Here is a 17,416-nt window from a genome sequence, read left to right on the forward strand (position 1 = left end):
GATGCGGCCATGTCCCTCGGCCGCTGTTCTCCGTCGCTCGCCCTGAGCGCTGCGCTGACGCTGGGGGTCGTGCCCGTGTCGGCGGAGCCGGACGCCTCCGGGCGCGCTCCGTCATCCGCCGGCCCGACGCCCTTGGCCGCAGAAGCCGGCGCGCGCGATGCCCTCCATCGTGCCGAGGAGGCACAGCGCGCCGGCCGATTCGCCGAGGCCGTCGAGGCCTACCGGGCCGTGCTGGCGGACCATCGCGGCGCGAAGCTCTCCCCTCCTGCGAAGCGCGCCGAGGTGCTCGGGGAGCTCGGTCTATGCGAGCTCGCGCTCGGCGCCCATCGCGACGCCGCAGAGCACCTCGACCTCAGCCTGGAGCACCGGAGCACGCTCTCCATCGAGCAGCAGACGCGCTTCGAGGCCGCACAGAAGCAGGCCGAGCGCGAGGTCGGCACGCTCTTCCTCGCGGTGAGCCCCCGCGACGCCGAGGTCCTCCTCGACGGCGAGGTGCTCGGCGCGCCGCGCCCGACCCACGTCGTCTTCGTGGAGCCTGGGCCGCACACGATCCGCGCGAGGCTCGCCGGCCACGCCGACGCCGTGGCCGCGATCCAGGCGGCGCGGGGAAGCTCGACGAGCGTCACGCTGACCCTCCCGGCGAGGACGGCTACCCCGGCGCCATCGCCCGAGGCGACCGGCGCGAGCACCGCGCCCACGCCAGCCGAGGGGACCGGCGCGACGACCCGCACGCTCCGGACCATCACCCTCGGGACCGCCATCTCGGGCGTCATCGTCGGCGTGGGCTTCTGGGTCGCCGCGGGCGTGCTCGACGGTGTCGTCGAGGAGCGCGCCGCGAGCCTCCGCGCTCGCGGCGGGAGCGGCGCGTGCAACGACACCGAGTTCCCCTCGGCCTGCAAGCACCAGGAGTTCCTCATCGCGCGGCGCGACAGCGTGGGCGCGGCGGCCGCCGCGGTCCTCATCGCGAGCGGCGCGCTCGGAGCGCTCTCGGTGTCGTCGTACTGGTGGGCACCGGACACCCCGCCGCGCGCCACGATCCGCTTCGAGCCGGTCGCCGCCGGTGCGCTGTCGCCCAGCGTGACCTTCCAGACGGTGTGGTAGGGTGCTCCAGTGACCGGGGGCACACGAGGGTGGAACGCCGCCGTGCGCTGCACGCTCGGCGTTGTCGCGAGCGCGGCGATCGGGTGCGGCAGCGCTGTCAGCGTGTGCGGGTGCTTCCCCTATGATTGCGCCGACCACGTCACGTGCGGCGATCCCTCCGCGCCGGAGACCGAGATCGAGCCTGACGCGCCGGACCCGCCCACAGGCCCCGGCGATCTCCCCTGCGGCGGCGATCCCAGGGAAGCCGTGCCCAGGGACGGCTGCGGTGTGTTCGTGAGCAGCAGCCTCGGGGACGACGCGAACCCGGGCACGCGCGCGTTGCCGGTGCGCACGGTGCGCCGGGCGATCGAGCGCTCGCACCAGGGCACGCGGCGCGTCTACGCCTGCGCGGAGATCTTCCCCGAATCCGTCGAGGTCCCGGCCGGCACGCAGATCTGGGGAGGCCTCGACTGCGCGCGCGGCTGGGCGTTCGTCGGCGACCGCGCGAAGGCCGTGCTCGCGCCGGCGCCGGGCCTGCTCCCGCTGCGCATCGAGGGAGGCAGCGGCACGTCGATCGTCGCGGATGTGCTCGCGCGGGCCGCGGACGCCGCGCAGCCGAGCGGCTCTTCGATCGGGGCGCTGGTCCTGCCCGGGGCGACGGTGACGTTCCTCCGCGGCGCGCTCGTCGCGGGAAACGGAGCCCCCGGCGCGCACGGCGAAGACGGCGGAGACGGCCCCGCCGCGGGCGGAGTGGACGGCCTCCGCGGCGGCGATGCGTGCTCTGCCGACGTGGTCCCGGGAGCGCCGTCGGTCACCACGACGTGCGACGACATCGATTCGCTCGGGGGCTCCGGCGGCGACGGCGCCGTCAGCAGCGGAGACGGCGGGCGCGACGGTCTGCCGGAGCAGTCATCGAGCTCGATCGACTGGGGGCGCGCGGGGCAGGGCCAGACGGGAGGAGCGGATTGCTCCGACGGGGTGCAGGGCATCTCGGGCCGCCATGGCGCGCACGGCCGCAGGGCGGCCAGTCGCGGCGGCATGATCACGCGGGCGGGCTGGGAAGGGATCCACGGCACGAGCGGCGCGGCGGGGATCTCCGGCCAGGGCGGTGGAGGCGGCGGCGGGACGCTGGGCGGGATCATGTACTGCGGCACATCGGCGGTGACGCCGAAGGGCGGCGCCAGCGGCGGCTCCGGCGGCGGCGGCGGCTGCGGGGGCAAGGGCGGCAAGGGCGGCGGCTACGGGGGCGCGAGCATCGCGCTGATCAGCCTGAGCGCCGGCGTCACGCTGCGCGATATGGAGCTGTCGTCCGCGAGCGGCGGGCGTGGAGGCGACGGCGGCGCTGGCCAGATCGGGGGAGAGGGCGGCAGCCGTGGCAGCGGAGGCGCTGCGCGGAGCGGCTCGTTGCGGGGCTGCGACGGAGGGCGCGGCGGCCAGGGCGGCAACGGAGGCCACGGCGGCGGGGGCCTCGGCGGCCCGTCCATCGGGATCGCGTACCTGCTGGATCCTCCGGAGGCGCTGGGAACGCTGGCGCTGCGCATCGGCGAGCCGGGCAAGGGGGGAGCGGGCGGGCGTCCGGACATGATCGAGCTGGCGGGGCAGGACGGCGCGGGCGCCGAGGTGCTCGGCTTCGTTCAGTAGACGGGCTTCATCATGGGGTGGAGCTGCCGGCGCCGAGCTCGCGGAGAAGCGCCTCGCGCCGTCCGGCGAGCTGTCCCCGCGGGAACCGCCGCGCGTGACGCGTGAGCAGCTCGGCGGCCTCGGCGAGGTGGCCGGCTCGCAGCGCGACCGCGGCCTCTTCGACGAGCCGGTGCTCCTCGGCGACGCGCGCACCATCGTCGCCGGGACGATCGCGACCGCGGCGCGTGGTCGTGCTCGCGGTCGCTGCTGCCGCATGTCCGGCGCGCACTTCCGTCTCTGTGTGCGGCTCTGCCTCCGTGCGCGGCTCTGCGCGATCCGCTGTGCCGTCGTACGGCCCTGACGCGGCCGTCGCGCTGGCAGGAGCACGCCGGGCGAGCGCCGCGTGGACGCCGGCGCTGGCGTGAGGGTGCGCCGGCGCCGATTCCGCGGGCGGCAGCAGGGCGCCGGCCGCCAGCACGGCCCCTGCGGCAACAGCGCAGAGGGGCTTCGCGGTCCCGAGCGCGGAGGCGCCCCAGGCGCCTGCGCTCGTGCGCGTGCCGAGGCCCAGGTCTCCGAGGCGGCGCAGCAGCCAGTCCCCGATGCGGTCGCGCAGTACATCGCGCAGCGGCGACGCCGGCTGCCCGCCGGCGGCGAGGGCTGGGAGGATCATGGGCGCCTCGTCCCAACCGCGCCGGCGGCAGCGAGCCCGCCGCCGCGCATCGGCGGCCTCCAGATCCCGGCGCGCAAGGCGCAGGCGGCTCCACGCCGTGTTGACGGGGATGCCGAGGGCCTGGGCGATCTCACGCATGTCCAGGTCGAGGACGTCGTGCGCGACGAGGATGCAGCGCCGGTCCAGGCGCAGCTCGGCGAGCAGCGCATCGAGCGCCTCGTGGCGGTCGTTGTCGATGGCCCGGGACTCCGAGCTCGGCGCTCTCGCCCGGAGGGGCTCGAACCATCTAGGGGACCAGAGCACCTCGCGGCGGCGATGGGCGCGGCGCCGGTAGTGCGAGAAATGGTTCGTGGCGATGCCGATGAGCCAGCCGCGCAGCGTGCCCAGCTCGGGGTTGAACCGGCGCAGCCCGAGGTAGGCGCCCTGGAGCACCTCCTGCATCACGTCGTCCAGGTCCTGCCGCTGCACGCCCAGGCGCAGCAGGTACGTGGCGAGGACCTCGCGGTGGTCCCGCCAAATGGCTTCGAAGAGCGCTCTCTCTGGTTCCAATGCCACCTCACCTCCATGTGCGACGGGAGGCCTTCACGACCTCCGCGTCATCGCATCTCGCAGCCCTCGCCTCATGGATTGCGTTCCGGCGCTCCGGTTCATCACGGAATCGGCTGCCCTCCACCTCTCACAGCGACGCGTGGGAGCGAGCGCTTCGCTCGGAGCGCGGCCCGCAGCGCGGATCAAGCGGCCGAGGCAAGAATCCGTCGCGCAGCGCTGGCGGCGAGTCGTTGACAGGTTGTCAGCGCCTCCGGATAGGATGCCCGATGGCCGAGATGACGCTGGGCTGTTCGCACGGATAGCCCATGTCCGCATTCAGCGGGCAGCCATCCCGGCCGCAAGGGAGGAATCGTGGCGAGACCGAGACAAAAGAAGTCAGCGCCGGCCAAGCCGAGCGCGCCGAACGAAGCTGCCGAGGCGTTTGCGCAGATCGAGCCCGAGCTCGAGCGCGTCGAGAAGGTCGTCCCCATCAACGTCGACATCCCGCGCGCGGTCGCCGTCGCCGTGGGCGCCGTCCCGCACCTCAAGGCGCTGCGCGCGCGCTTCGTGGACGAGCTGCCCAGGTTCCCGATCGAGGCGCTAGACAAGCTGATGAGCTACGCGCTCGGCGCCTGGTACGCGCACCTCCTCGCGCTGCCCGCCGGTCCGGGCCAGGACGGGCTGAAGCCGCTCCTCGACGAGGCGTCCGCGCTGCGCGCCGACCTGCTCGTGGCGGCGGAGGCGCTCGCGCACAAGGGCTACGTCGACGCCGACCGCGTCGCGGAGATCCGGAGCGGCAACGGCCACCTCGACACGGCCAACGATCTGGTCGCGCTGGGCGCGCTGTTCGGCGAGGCGTGGGACGCCGTGAAGAACAGGACGACGGTGGAGTGGGCGGACGTCGAGCGCGCCTCGAAGCTCGGCCCGGAGCTGCTCGTGGCCCTCGGCGCCCGCAACCAGCCGGGGCTCCCGACGCCCAGGGCCGCCGACCCGGCGGATCGGCGAGCGCGGGCGTTCACGCTGCTCGTGCGGGCGTACGACCAGTGCCGCCGCGGGGTCACGTACCTGCGCTGGGCCGAGGGGGACCACGATGCGATCGCGCCGTCGCTCTTCGCGAGCCGTGGCGGCGCGCGGCGCGCGGGGCCGGCGAAGGAGGAGGCAGCGGACGAGAGGGGGGAGGGAGAGCCCGCGGACGAGAGCGGGCCGGGCGCGGAAGGGGGCGGCGCGCCGGAGGAGTAGCGCGGCGTACGCGCCGACCGGTCCGACCGGTCCAATCCCACCGAAAGCACGCTCTTTGAGCGGTCGGACCGCCGCTGCAGAGGAGATCGCAACGCCGCCAGGGCGCTCCGATCGCCCCGCTGCTGTCAGGATCGCTGTTCAGAAGGCGCTCCGACCGCCTCACGGGATCGAGCATCGATGCCGGAACGGCGGTCCGACCGCCTCCCGGGCATCGATATCGTTGCCGGAACGGCGGTCCGACCGCCTCCCGGGCATCGATATCGTTGCCGGAACGGCGGTCCGACCGCCCCGCCGCCGCTGAGATGACAGTGCGATGAGCACCTCATCGGAGAGAAGCGCCGCGGCGGTCGCTCATGCGCGACCGCTCCGCGCCGTGAACATCTGCTGAACGCACGCCGCCGTAAGCTTTCCTGCGGGGATCGTCCAAGTGCCACCAGCACGCCCTGCCGACCGTGCTCCTCGGCAGCCGGCAGCGTTGTTCCGCGCCCCGTCCCGGGACATACTGCCCGCGGAGCGCTCCCTCACCTCCCTGCAGGCGCTTCGGTCCTCGGAGCTGATGCACCCCATGAGACGGGAAGATCTGGAAGCGATGCTCCAGGACATCGAGTCCGATCGGGTCGAACGCACCCAGTCGGCGAAAGACGCGGACAAGATCGGTCAGGCGATCTGCGCGTTCGCCAACGATCTACCTGGCCACCGCAAGCCGGGCTACCTGTTCATCGGCGCGAACGACGACGGGACGCCCTCCAACCTCGTCATCGACGACCGCCTGCTCCAGACCCTGGCGGCCTTCCGATCGGACGGCAATATCCAGCCGCTTCCGGTCATGACCGTGCAGAAGTGGTCCCTCGGCGGAGGTGACATGGCAGTCGTGGAGGTGCTCCCCTCCGATCTGCCTCCTGTCCGCTATCGAGGCCGCATCTGGATCCGCGGCGGCCCGCGCAAGGCCATCGCCAGCGAGCAGGACGAGCGTGTCCTCGCCGAGCGCAGGACGACGCTGGCCCGGACCTGGGACGCGCGCCCTTGCCGCGAGGCCTCGCTGTCCGACTTGTCGCTCGACCTCTTCACGCTGAGCTATCGCCTGTACGCCGTCGCGCCCGAGGTGATCGAGGAGAACCACCGCACCCCGGAGCAGCAGCTCGCTGCCCTGCGCTTCTTCGACCCGCGGGCAGGCTGCCCCACGAACGCCGGGGTCCTGCTCTTCGCCAAGGATCCGCTCTATTTCCTGCCAGGCGGCTACGTGCAGTACGTCCGGTACGACGGCACGACGCAGGCCACGGATGTCCTCAAAGAGCGACGCTTCTCGGGCGACCTGCTGAGCGTGATGCGAGGCCTCGACGAGCTGGCGGCCGAGATCGAGGGTGCCCGTCCGGTCGCGCTCGACGAGGGGGGAGACCGGACCGTGTACGATTACCCGCGACGGGCGCTCCATGAGCTGCTCATGAACGCGGTCATCCACCGCAATTACGATGGATCGACCACGCAGGTGATGGTCAATCACTTCGCGGACCGCCTCGAGATCCTGAGCCCGGGCGGGCTCTACCCCGATCTCACGCCTGAGCAGTTCCCGCACGGCACCGCCTACCGCAACCCCGTCCTCGCCGAGGCCGCGAAGGTGCTGGGCTTCGTGAACCGGTTCGGGCGCGGCATCGCGCTCGCGCAGGCTCAGCTGGCCGCGAACGGCTCTCCACCGGCGACCTTCGAGCCCACATACAACCGCTTTCTCGCCGTGGTGCAGAGGCGCCCGTGAAGACCATCGCGTTCTTCAACAACAAGGGGGGAGTCGGGAAGACGTCCCTCGTCTATCACCTCGCGTGGATGTACCACGAGCTCGGCGAGCGCGTCGTCGCCGTCGACCTCGACCCTCAATCCAACCTGACGACGGCATTTCTGCCCGTCGATCGGCTCGAGCAGCTCTGGCCGAACCATGAGCACCCGCACACGATCCTTGGCGCGATCCAGCCGCTCATGGATCACATCGGCGATCTCGCGCAACCGCACGTGGAGCTCGTGGACAGCAATCTGTGGAGCGCGCTCTCGCTCGTCCCAGGCGACCTCGGCCTCAGCCTCTTCGAGGACCGACTCGCCGAGGCGTGGAACAAGTGCCTGAGCGATAGCCGGGGCGAGGCGCCAGACGCGTTCCGGGTGATGAGCGCCTTCCACCGGATCATGGAGCGCGCAGCGGCGCAGGCGGAGGCAGAGCTCGTCTTGGTCGACGTAGGTCCGAACCTCGGCGCCCTCAATCGCGCTGCGCTCGTCGCCTCGGATCTCGTCGTCGTGCCGCTCGGCGCCGACGTCTTCTCCCTCCAGGGGCTGCGCAACCTGGGACCGACGCTCGCGCAGTGGCGGCGCGGCTGGAAGAAGCGCCTCGACAACGAGGCGCGCCCCGCGGAGCTCTCCGTTCCCAGAGGCGAGATGCACCCCATTGGGTACGTCATCCTCCAGCATGCAGCACGTGAGGGTCATCCCGTGAAGGCGTACCAGCGATGGATCGACAAGATTCCGAAGGTCTATCGCCAGGCGCTCCTCAATGAGGAAGGAGACGCGCCCAGCCCGGATCCGCACCTGCTCGCGACGATTCGGCACTACCGCAGCCTCATGCCCATGGCGCAGGAGGCGCGGAAGCCGATGTTCCTGCTCAAGCCCGCCGACGGCGCCATCGGCAGCCACGCCGCGGCTGTCCAGGACTGCAGGCGCGATTTCGAGGCGCTAGCTCGTCGCATCGCCGCCGGCGCTGGCATCCCGCTGACCTCGCGCGCAGCGTGAGCTCCCCCGCCCGGAGACGCCGTCATCCCTGAGGCGAGTCGCTCACGCCGCGAACATCCGATCGAGCACCGCCCTCGGCGCGCCGCCCTTCAGGATCGTCTCGAGCGCCTCGAACACCCCCGCATCCACCTTCCGCGCCTTCGCGAACGCCACGACGCGCGGGATCAGCGGGATCGCCTCCACCCGCAGCCTGGCCTCAGCGACCGCCTCGTCGAGCGTCCTGCCGCGTGCGAGCGCCTTGCCGAGCAGCACCTCGGGGCGGCCCTCGAGCCGGATCGAGGCGAGCAGGTCGCCGTAGCCGCCGAGCCCCAGCATCGTCCGCTCCTCCGCGCCCGCCGCGGCGGCGATGCGGGCCGCGCTGTCGACCGCCCTCGAGATGAGCGCGGCGAGCAACCCCGGCCCCGCGCCCGCCTGCTCGGCGAAGCCGACGCCGACGGCGAGGCAGCCGACCAGCGCCGACGCCCACTCCAGGCCCTGGAGATCGGGCGTCGTGTAGACGCGGAGCGCGTCCGACTGGAACGCCGCCGTCACCGCGGCGTGGACCTCCGGGAAGCGCGAGCCGCACACCATCGCCGAAGGGCGGCCCTCCCGGAGCTCGTCTTCCTGCACCGGGCCGCCCAGCGCGCCCACCCGGCGCGCCGGGGTCTCCTCGCGCACCAGGTCCGAGACGGTCTTCAGCGCCTCGCCCTCGAGGCCACGAACGCCGTGGATCACGAGGTGCGAGCCGTCCATGTGATCGCCGAGCGCGCGCAGCGCCGTCCGGGCCGCGTTCGACGGCACCGCGATCACGAGCAGCCGCGCCCGGGCGACCTCCGCGTGGTCGCGCACGATCCGCGGGCCGCCTTGGAGCTGCGGCTGCTCGCGGCGGGAGTACAGGAGGACCTCCGCGCCGGTGCGGCTCGCCGCGAGCGCCAGCGCCACGCCCCAGAAACCGCCGCCGATGACCCCCACCGAAGGCGCCGGAAGCGCGCTCCCCGGGGCGCTCACTGGCCACCCCCGGCGCCGTTCATCGAGCCCACGTGCGCGTCCGCCTCGCCCGCGCGAGACGAAGCAGACGAGGTCGACGAGGCCGAGCCCCGCGGCTCCTCCAGGGGCGGCGGCGACGAGGCGGGATCGAGCGGCGGGAGCGGCGGCTGGACCTGCAGGCCGGAAGGGACGCCGGGCGGGGCGATGACGTCCCACGCCACGCCGTGGGCGGCGAGGCGGTTCTGGTAGTAGAAGAGCAGGTTGGTGTCGCAGAGCGCGATGCCGTCGGGCCGCGAGTCGAGCACCGGCGACGAGTGGTAGCCCGCGAAGGCGCGCATCGCGCGCTCGACGATGTCCCCGCCCGAGCCGAGCCGGACGTCCTCCCCCAGCACGATGCACCCCCGCTGCTCGAGCGCGCGCAGCCGATCGCAGAGGGCCACCACGTCGGCCGCGAGGTCGTCGCGCGGCACCGTGATCACGTCGCGCTGCCGGAGCACCGTGAAGAGATCCGCGGCGGGCGCCTGGCTGCGGAGCCGGGCGAAGCTCGCCGCCGCGACGACGTGCGTCGCCATCACGACCGTGTCGCGCGCGTACGCCCGGCAGATCTCCTCACCGAGCTCGCGCGCGTACTGGGCGTCGCGCGCCGCGTCGATGACCGCCTTGCCGGCCTGATCCTTCACGTAGCTCGCCGGATCGACCTCGCGACCGCGCGCGTCGAACGAGCGGCCGAGCTCGTCCACCCGGTTGCCGAACGGATCGAGCGGCTCGGAGAAGCGGATGACCACCGCGGCGTTCATCGCGAGGAGCTTGCGCAGGAACGAGGCGATCCGGCCGATGCGGCTCGACTCGTCGTCCTCGATGATGAAGCGGCCCTTGCCGGCCTCGGAGAGGAAATCGGCGATCAGCGTCTCGGCCTCGAGCGTGATGAGGTAGTTGATCGTGGCCGGGACGAAGAAGACGCGGCGCTCGTGGCCGCTCTGGAGCGTCCGCGTGTAGGCCTCGAACGCGCTGCCGACCAGGCCCAGCTTGAGCTTCCGCTCCACGCCGCCCGAGCGGGACCGCGTGCCCCCCGGGAAGAACAGCGAGTGGTAGCCGCGCTCCAGGAGCACGCCCGAGTACGTCTTCAGCACGTCCTTGTAGAGGTTGTGCCGGATGCGCCGGTCGACGCGGTAGGCGCCGAGGTTGTGCATGAAGAACGAGAGGACCGGGTTCGTGAACAGGTTCTTGCCGGCGCCGTACGTGGCGGGCGGCAGGCCGGCGCGCTCGAGGGCATAGCCGAACACGATCGAGTCCATGTTCGACATGTGGGTCGGGACGTAGACGGCCGTGCCGCGCTGCACGAGCGAGCGGAGCTTCGCGAGCGGGCCCTCCACGAGCACCCGGTCGGCCAGGAGCTCGAGGCTGACGAGCTTGAGCGGGTCGCGGACCACCGTCATGAGCTTGCGCGGCGCGAGCAGGGCGCTGACGACCGGCGGCAGGAGCCGCGACGACAGCTGGTAGACACGCCGGTCGAAGTTCCCCGCGATGTCCCACGCGTACTCCTCCGAGAGCTCCCGCAGGCGGCGGCGGCGCTCGCCGTCATGCATGCGGCCGAGCGAGCGGGCGAGCCGCTGCCACTCGGCGAGCTCGCGGATGTCCTGCGGCTTCCGGGACCCCTCGAGCCGCTTCGCCTCCTGATACGCCGCCTCGTTCATGGCGAGCAGCGGATCCCTCGTGGAGCCGACGACCCGGTCGACCACGGTGCGCACGATCTCGTCGCGCGCGTCGTTGAACCCGAAGATGGGAGCGCGGGAGTCCATGGGCCTAGTCGTATAGAAATCGGACGGCGGGCGCGAGCGGAATACGGCCGCGCGCGACGTCGAAAGTCAGCGGTAATCGTCCTTCGCGCGACGCACGGCGGCGAACACGTCGGACGGCGTGGCCCCCGGGAAGCGCGCCTGCAAACTCGGCTCGCCGCAGCGCAGGAACGGGTTCGTCGCGAGCTCGTCGGCCATCGTGCTCCCGACCGTGGGCTCGCCGCGCTCCCGCGCCGCACGGGCAGCCGCGAGCTTCTTGCGGACAGCCTCGTTCTCGGGCTCGACCGTCTCGGCGAAACGAAGGTTGTTCACGGTGTACTCATGACCGCAGAAGACGCGCGTGTGCGCCGGGAGCGCCGCGAGCTTGGAGAGCGAGGCGTGCATCACCTCCGGCGTCCCCTCGAACATGCGGCCACATCCGGCGATGAAGAGCGTGTCTCCGGTGAACACAACGTCCTCGACGCAATACGAGACGGCGCCGAGCGTGTGGCCGGGGACGTGCAACGGCTGGAGCGTGAGGCCGGCGACCTGGACCGGCGTGCCCTCCTCGACCCGCTCCGTCTGCGCGGGGACGCGCCCGACGTCGCTCGAGTGCGCATAGACCGGGAGGTCGCCGTAACGCTCGCGGAGCGCCTCGTTGCCGCCGACGTGATCGTGGTGGTGGTGCGTGTTGACGATGGCGACCAGACTGAGCTTCTCGCGCTCGAGCGCCGCGATGATCGGCTGGGCCTCCGAGGGATCGATGACGATCGCCTCGCGCCGCCCGTCCGCGGCCACGAGGTACGCGTAGTTGTCGCTGAGGCAGGGCACGGGGAGGATGCGCATGAGGCGTCGACTATAGCGGCGCCCCCGGCGGGAGCCGGGGAAAAGGTGCGCGCTGCGCGGCGGATCGCGCATGAGCTCGAGAAAGTTTGAGAATTTTTGGACCGAACCGGCAAGTGGTCCCGAGCGGGACGGCGGGTGGCCTGGCGGAGATCCGCGCGGTGACGCGGGCGCCGTGGTGTGGCAGAGGGGCCGTGCATGACGTCCGCCGAGCCCTCCGTCCGCTACCGCATCGGCGTCGATGAGAACGGGCTGGGCCCGCGGCTCGGTCCGATGGTGGTGACGGCGGTCCTCACGCGCGTCACGGAGGCGGGCTGGCAGGTCGCCGGCCGCGCCCCTCGCGGCGCGCTCGCCCAGCGGCTCGGCGACTCGAAGCAGCTCGTTGCGCACGGGGATGTCTCGCTCGGCGAGGCCTGGGCTCGCGCGCTGGTCGCGCGCGGCTGCGGCCGCGGCCGCGACGGGACGGCCAGCGGCGCGTCGTCGGTGGACGAGCTGCTCCACGCCGTCGCGCTCGACGATCGCCCCGCGCTCCGCGCGCTCTGCCCTGGCCACGTCGAGGAGCAGTGCTGGTCGGCGGAGGGCGAGGCGTTCACCGCGCCCGACGAGCTGCTCGGCGCGGTCGGCAAGGACCTCGACAAGCTGTCGGGGAAGGGGGTCGAGGTCGTCGCCGTGCGCTCGGTGCTGCTCTGCGCGAAGCGGATGAACGACGGGGCGCGCGCCGGGAAGAACAGGTTCGTGCTCGATCTCCACGCGATGGAGCGCCTCGTCCTGGAGCTCCGCGGCCTCGCGGGCGCGGAGGTGTTCGCGGTGTGCGGCAAGGTCGGCGGCTTCGGCAAGTACGGCTCCGTGTTCGGCCCGCTCGCGGGGAGGATGCACGTCGTGCTCGAGGAGAGCCGCGCCCGCAGCGCCTACCGCTTCCCCGGCCTCGGCGAGATCGCGTTCGTCCGCGATAGCGACGCCTCGGATCTGTGCGTCGCGATGGCGTCGATGGTGGGCAAGTACGTCCGCGAGGCGCTCATGGAGCGGGTCGCGCGCCACTACCAGCGCGCGGTTCCGGGCCTGCACGGGGCGAGCGGCTACTACGATCCGGTCACGTCGGCGTTCATCGGGGCGACCCGCCTCGTCCGCCGCGCGCGCGAGATCCCTGCCGAGTGCTTCGAGCGGGGCGCCGGCGAGAGCGACGCCTCACTCGAGAGCGGCGGCCCGTAGCGCCGAGGCCGGCGCCGCGCGAGGCTGCGCGGGCCGCGCTCGCCGGGCGAAACCAGCGGCGCCGCGGGGCGTAGGAGGGTTAGGTGCGCTACCCTCGACAGGCCAGGTGGATGATGAAACGGCTCCGCGCTGCTGGTCTTCTCTTCGCGCTCGTCCTCATCGCGTGCGCCGCCGTGTTCGCGTGTTTTCGCGCCGGCGATGCAGGGAGGGCGAGCAAGGTGATTCCGGGGTCCAAGGAGGCTGTGACGATGTCGGACAGAAGCTATCGCAAACCGTCGGATGAGGAGCTGCGCAAGCAGCTCACGCCGCTCGCATACGAGGTCACCCAGCGGGACGCGACCGAACCGCCGTTCCGCAACGCCTTCTGGGACAACCACGAGGCGGGCCTCTACGTGGATGTCGCGAGCGGCGAGCCGCTCTTCACGTCGCTCGACAAGTTCGACTCGGGCACCGGCTGGCCGAGCTTCACGCGCCCCGTCGAGCCGGAGCGGGTCGTGGAGCGCTCGGACAGGGGCCACGGGATGGTCCGAACGGAGGTGCGCTCCAAGGCCGGCAACTCGCACCTCGGGCACGTCTTCGAGGACGGGCCCGGGCCCGACGGGCTGCGCTACTGCATCAACTCCGCGTCCCTCCGGTTCATCCCGCTGGCTCGCCTCGAGGCGGAGGGTTACGGCGCCTATCGGGCGCTGTTCGAGGGCCGCGGCGGCGCGCCTCGGGAGCAAGCGAGCGCGAACGCCTGCGCCGTCCCGGCGCCTGGCGAGGCGCCTGGGTGCCAGACGACGCTGGAGACGGCCGTCCTGGCGGGCGGCTGCTTCTGGGGGATGGAAGAGCTCCTCCGGCAGATCCCCGGTGTCCTCGAGACGGAGGTCGGTTATGCCGGCGGCCGGACGAAGGCGCCGACCTACGAGGACGTGAAGACCGGATCGACGGGCCACGCCGAGTCGGTGCGCATCGTCTTCGATCCCGCGAAGCTGTCCTATGCCGAGCTGCTCGAGAAGTGGTTCTTCCGCATGCACGATCCGACGACGCGGAACCGCCAGGGCAACGACGTCGGGACGCAGTACCGCTCAGCGATCTTCGTCACGACGCCCGAGCAGCGCCGCATCGCCGAGGAGGTGAAGGCGCGCGTCGACAAGAGCGGCAAGTGGCGCGCTCCGCTCGTCACCGAGATCGTGGAAGCCGGCCCGTTCACGCGCGCCGAGGAGTACCACCAGAAGTACCTGGAGAAGTACCCGGCCGGGTATACGTGCCATTTCATGCGCGACTGACGTAGACCGCCATCGCGTCAAGAATCGGCGAAAAATCGAGGGCCGGCGGGAAGGCTGAGAACTCCGCGCCTCCGTGAAACTTTCGAGCGATCCGGAGCGCGACAGCGATTCCCGCCCGCCTCTGCTCATGCCGAGCAGAGCGGCGGTCTCCCGCACAGGAGACGGGCCTAGATCGGCGTTTTCGGCGCGCAAGCGCACTCCAGTGCGCTGAGCACCGAAAACGTCGAGGTGGGCCCGTATCCGAAGCGGGTGACCGTCGCTCTAGCGGTTGGCGATGTGGATGGCGGCGCCCATGGCGTGGGCGGCGGCTTCCATCAGCGACTCGCCGAGGGTCGGGTGGGGGTGGATCGTGAGCGAGAGATCCTCGAGGAAGGCCGCCATCTCGAGCGAGAGGGACGCCTCGCTGATCATGGTGCTGGCCTCCGGCCCGACGATGTGGACGCCGAGCACCTGCTTCGTCTTCTTGTCGGCGACGATCTTCACGAAGCCCTCGGTCTCGTTCATGGCCATGGCCTTGCCGAGCACCGAGAACGGGAACTTGCCGATGCTGACCTCGAGGCCCTTCGCCTTCGCCTCCGCCTCGGTGAGCCCCACCGTGGCGATCTCCGGATCCGTGAAGATCGCGCCCGGGATCGCGACCCAGTCCTTCTCGGCCTTGTGCCCCGCGATGACCTCGGCGGCGATCTCGCCCTCCTTCGTCGCCTTATGCGCAAGCAGGGGCGGCCCGCTGACGTCGCCGATGGCGTAGATCGACGGCACGTTGGTGCGGCAGAACTTGTCCGTCGGGACGAACCCGCGCTGATCGACCGTGACGCCGACCTTCTCGAGGCCGAGCCCCTTGCTGCTCGGCCGCATGCCGACGGCGACGAGCACGGTGTCGACCACGATCGTCTGCTCCTTGCCCTCGGCCTGGATCTTCACCCCGACCGAGCCGTCCTTCTGCTTCTCGTACCCGAGCGCCTTGGCGTTCTTGTGGATCGTGCCGCCGCGCTTCAGGATCTTGCGCTCGACGACCTTGGTGCAGTCGGGGTCGACGCCCGTGAGCAGCTCCGGCAGCGCCTCGACGACGATGAGCTCGGCGCCGAACGCCTGGTAGACCATGCCGAGCTCGAGGCCGATGACGCCGCCGCCGATCACCATCAGCCGCTTCGGGACGCGGCGCAGGCTGACCGCCTCCTTCGCGCCGATGATCGTGTCGCCGTCGAACTTGAACGTCGGGATCTCGATGGTCGTCGAGCCGGTCGCGATCACGATCGCCTTGGTCGCCTCGAACTGCTCCACCGAGCCGTCCGCCCGGGTCACGTCCACGCGCTTCGGCCCAACGACCGTGGCGGTGCCGTTCACCACGTCGGCGCCGTTGCCCTTGAGCAGCGAGCCGACGCCGCCGGTGAGCTTCTTGACGATACCTTCTTTCCAGTCCTGCATCTTGTTGGCGTCGAGCTCGACGCCGCTGACCTTGATGCCCATCGCGGCGCCGGCCTGCGACTTCTCGTAGAGATGCGCGGCGGAGATCAGCGCCTTGGAGGGGATACACCCCCAGTTGAGGCAGACGCCGCCGACGTTCTCCTTCTCGATGCAGAGCACCTTCTGCTTGAGCTGAGCGAGCCGGATGGCGCAGGGGTAACCGCCGGGGCCGGCTCCGATCACGATTGCGTCGTAGGTCTTCATCCTTGTCCTTTTGTGCGCTTCGAAGACTGGAACTAGGGGCGCCGGGGTTCGTCAGGCAAGCCCCTCGCCGACAGCCCTGAGGCCGCGCCCGCACCCGCGAGCCGTCCCTGGGTGCCCGGGGGCTTACACGACCTCGCAGCGAGGGGAAATCCCTCCCCGAGGTCAGCGCCCGCCGCCGTGCGCCGGCGCTTTCGGGGAGCGCAGCAGCTCTGCGCGCTGGTCGCGCAGGTGCCAGGGCAGCTCGGCGTAGACGTCGTCGAACAGCGTCTCTCGGGCAGGCGGTCCCATCGCCTCGACCTCGGCGACGGCGGCGGCGATCTCGGCGTTGAGCTCCGCCTCGAGGGAGGACTCCGCGGCGTCGTCGAGGAGCCCGCGGCCGGCGAGGTGGCGCCCGAGGCGCAGCAGCGGGTCGCGCGCCGTCCAGCGATCGACCTCCTCCTGCGACCGGTAGCGGCTCGGGTCGTCGCTCGAGGAGTGCGCGCCGACGCGGTAGGTGAGCGCCTCGATGAAGCTGGGGCCGCCGCCGCCACGAGCCCGCGCGACCGCCTCGGAGACGGCGCGGTAGACGGCGATGACGTCGTTGCCGTCGACCCGCACCGACGGGACGCCGTACGCGCGCCCCTTGAGGGCGATCGTCCTCGAGGCCGTCTGCCGGTCCGTCGGCACGCTGATGGCCCAGTGGTTGTTCTGGCAGATCATGACGCACGGCGCCTTGAAGACCGCCGCGAAGTTCATCGCGCTGTGGAAATCGGGCTCGCTCGTCGCGCCGTCGCCCATGAACCCCACCACCACGGTGCTGTCGCGCCGCAGCTTCGCGGCCCACGCGGCGCCGACCGCCTGCGGGAGCTGCGGGCCGATGCAGCTCGACCAGGACACCTGGTTCACCTGCCGCCCGCTCATGTGCGACGGCATCTGGCGCCCCTGGAGGAGGTCGCCCGCGTTGCCGAACACCTGGGCCACATAGGTGCGGAGCGGGAAGCCGCGCACAAGCATCATCACGCTCTCGCGCAGCGCGGGGAAGATCCAGTCCGTGGGCTCGACCGCGAGCGCGGTGGCGATCGGCGTCGCTTCCTGGCCGGTGCACGCGCCGTAGAAGCCGACCCGCCCCTGCCGCTGGAGCAGGAGCATGCGCGCGTCGAGCAGCCTGAGGCGCTTGATCTCGCGGTACGCGCGCAGCAGCAGCGCGTCGCTCAGGCAGGGGTCGGTCGCGGGATCCAGGGTTCCGTCGTCCCGGAGGACGCTGAGCAAGCCCTCGTCGCTCCCCTCCCCTGGTCGCGACGTGGGCGCGTGAGGTGGAGGGGCGTCGGCGGCGGACCTCGCGGAGGCGCCGGGCGGCGTGGCTTCCAGCTCGCTCATGACCGGACCATACCGCGAAATGACGGCGCTCGTGGCCCCTTCGGCCCGCGGCGACGCCCCTCCCGCGCCCTGCAGCATGCCCGAGCGAAGCGGCTCACATCCCTCGCGCACGAGCTCAGCCGAGCAGGACGCGGAACATCCGCTTGCTGTCCGAAAGGTAGTAGTAAGCGGCGCGGTCCGCGTCGCCCATCAGATCGAGGATGGCGCGCTCCATCTGATCGGGGCTCAGCGTGTTCGACACTTCCCAGGTGTCGGGCGTGACCTCGTCGCCCTGCCACGGTCCGGCGCAGAGCGCGACGAGGCGCGCCCGGTTCGCCTCGTCGGCGATCGAGAAGGTGATGATGTAATCGTGGTTGACGAAGCCGCTATAGAGCTTGTTGTCACGCGGCATCCGATCCCTCCGTATCGTGGGCGCGATGCGCGGCGGC

General features: G+C 71.8%; 14 protein-coding genes. 7 read left to right on the forward strand and 7 right to left on the reverse strand.

The features are described 5' to 3' along the window. Positions 1-9: 9 nt before the first annotated feature. The gene (locus tag WMF19_RS44975; protein WP_437895976.1) at positions 10-1,101 is read left to right on the forward strand and encodes a PEGA domain-containing protein; all 1,092 of its coding nucleotides are present in this window, start codon (positions 10-12) and stop codon (positions 1,099-1,101) included. A gap of 42 nt (positions 1,102-1,143) precedes the next feature. Further along, positions 1,144-2,721: a hypothetical protein gene (locus WMF19_RS44980; RefSeq protein ID WP_437895977.1), complete on the forward strand. Its 1,578-nt coding sequence runs from the start codon at positions 1,144-1,146 to the stop codon at positions 2,719-2,721. Between the two features lie 10 nt (positions 2,722-2,731). Here the strand turns inward: WMF19_RS44980 and WMF19_RS44985 are convergent, their stop codons facing one another. Then, positions 2,732-3,925 carry an RNA polymerase sigma factor gene (locus WMF19_RS44985; protein ID WP_437895978.1) on the reverse strand — a complete coding sequence of 398 codons (1,194 nt, stop codon included), beginning with the start codon at positions 3,923-3,925 and terminating at the stop codon, positions 2,732-2,734. A gap of 345 nt (positions 3,926-4,270) precedes the next feature. Between WMF19_RS44985 and WMF19_RS44990 the strand changes: the two genes are divergently transcribed. The 3 genes from WMF19_RS44990 (at position 4,271) to WMF19_RS45000 (ending at position 7,903) form a co-directional block, all read left to right on the forward strand. Next, positions 4,271-5,137: a hypothetical protein gene (locus WMF19_RS44990; RefSeq protein WP_437895979.1), complete on the forward strand. Its 867-nt coding sequence runs from the start codon at positions 4,271-4,273 to the stop codon at positions 5,135-5,137. Positions 5,138-5,702: 565 nt separating this feature from the next. Beyond that, entirely contained in the window at positions 5,703-6,887 is a 1,185-nt protein-coding gene (locus WMF19_RS44995; RefSeq protein WP_437895980.1) for an ATP-binding protein, read from the forward strand. Continuing rightward, a complete protein-coding gene (locus tag WMF19_RS45000) occupies positions 6,884-7,903 on the forward strand; it encodes a ParA family protein (protein WP_437895981.1) in 1,020 nt (339 codons plus the stop codon). Before WMF19_RS44995 ends, WMF19_RS45000 begins: the two co-directional genes overlap by 4 nt. Before the next feature lie 42 nt (positions 7,904-7,945). On the opposite strand, the gene WMF19_RS45005 is transcribed toward WMF19_RS45000, so the two are convergent. From WMF19_RS45005 to gloB, 3 genes are all read right to left on the reverse strand, one after another. Continuing rightward, on the reverse strand, positions 7,946-8,890 hold the full coding sequence (locus WMF19_RS45005) for an NAD(P)-binding domain-containing protein (protein WP_437895982.1): 945 nt from the start codon (positions 8,888-8,890) through the stop codon (positions 7,946-7,948). Beyond that, the gene (locus tag WMF19_RS45010; RefSeq protein ID WP_437895983.1) at positions 8,887-10,668 is read right to left on the reverse strand and encodes a 1-acyl-sn-glycerol-3-phosphate acyltransferase; all 1,782 of its coding nucleotides are present in this window, start codon (positions 10,666-10,668) and stop codon (positions 8,887-8,889) included. The genes WMF19_RS45005 and WMF19_RS45010 overlap by 4 nt, the downstream gene beginning before the upstream one ends. A 66-nt stretch (positions 10,669-10,734) precedes the next feature. After that, complete coding sequence (gene gloB, locus WMF19_RS45015) at positions 10,735-11,490, reverse strand: hydroxyacylglutathione hydrolase (protein ID WP_437895984.1); 756 nt, start codon at positions 11,488-11,490, stop codon at positions 10,735-10,737. Between the two features lie 195 nt (positions 11,491-11,685). Between gloB and WMF19_RS45020 the strand changes: the two genes are divergently transcribed. Continuing rightward, on the forward strand, positions 11,686-12,696 hold the full coding sequence (locus WMF19_RS45020; protein ID WP_437895985.1) for a hypothetical protein: 1,011 nt from the start codon (positions 11,686-11,688) through the stop codon (positions 12,694-12,696). 113 nt (positions 12,697-12,809) lie between these two features. Further along, positions 12,810-13,964: a bifunctional methionine sulfoxide reductase B/A protein gene (locus WMF19_RS45025; protein WP_437901748.1), complete on the forward strand. Its 1,155-nt coding sequence runs from the start codon at positions 12,810-12,812 to the stop codon at positions 13,962-13,964. A gap of 261 nt (positions 13,965-14,225) precedes the next feature. Here the strand turns inward: WMF19_RS45025 and lpdA are convergent, their stop codons facing one another. The 3 genes from lpdA to WMF19_RS45040 all read right to left on the reverse strand — a co-directional run bounded on the left by lpdA (position 14,226) and on the right by WMF19_RS45040 (position 17,379). Beyond that, positions 14,226-15,632 carry a dihydrolipoyl dehydrogenase gene (gene lpdA / locus WMF19_RS45030; protein ID WP_437895986.1) on the reverse strand — a complete coding sequence of 469 codons (1,407 nt, stop codon included), beginning with the start codon at positions 15,630-15,632 and terminating at the stop codon, positions 14,226-14,228. A 162-nt stretch (positions 15,633-15,794) separates the two neighbouring features. Further along, positions 15,795-16,988: a thiamine pyrophosphate-dependent dehydrogenase E1 component subunit alpha gene (locus WMF19_RS45035; RefSeq protein ID WP_437895987.1), complete on the reverse strand. Its 1,194-nt coding sequence runs from the start codon at positions 16,986-16,988 to the stop codon at positions 15,795-15,797. Between the two features lie 115 nt (positions 16,989-17,103). Next, entirely contained in the window at positions 17,104-17,379 is a 276-nt protein-coding gene (locus WMF19_RS45040) for a hypothetical protein (RefSeq protein ID WP_272102076.1), read from the reverse strand. Positions 17,380-17,416: the final 37 nt, after the last annotated feature.

The organism is Sorangium sp. So ce124, from assembly GCF_051525235.1.
Classification (GTDB): domain Bacteria; phylum Myxococcota_A; class Polyangia; order Polyangiales; family Polyangiaceae; genus Sorangium; species Sorangium atrum.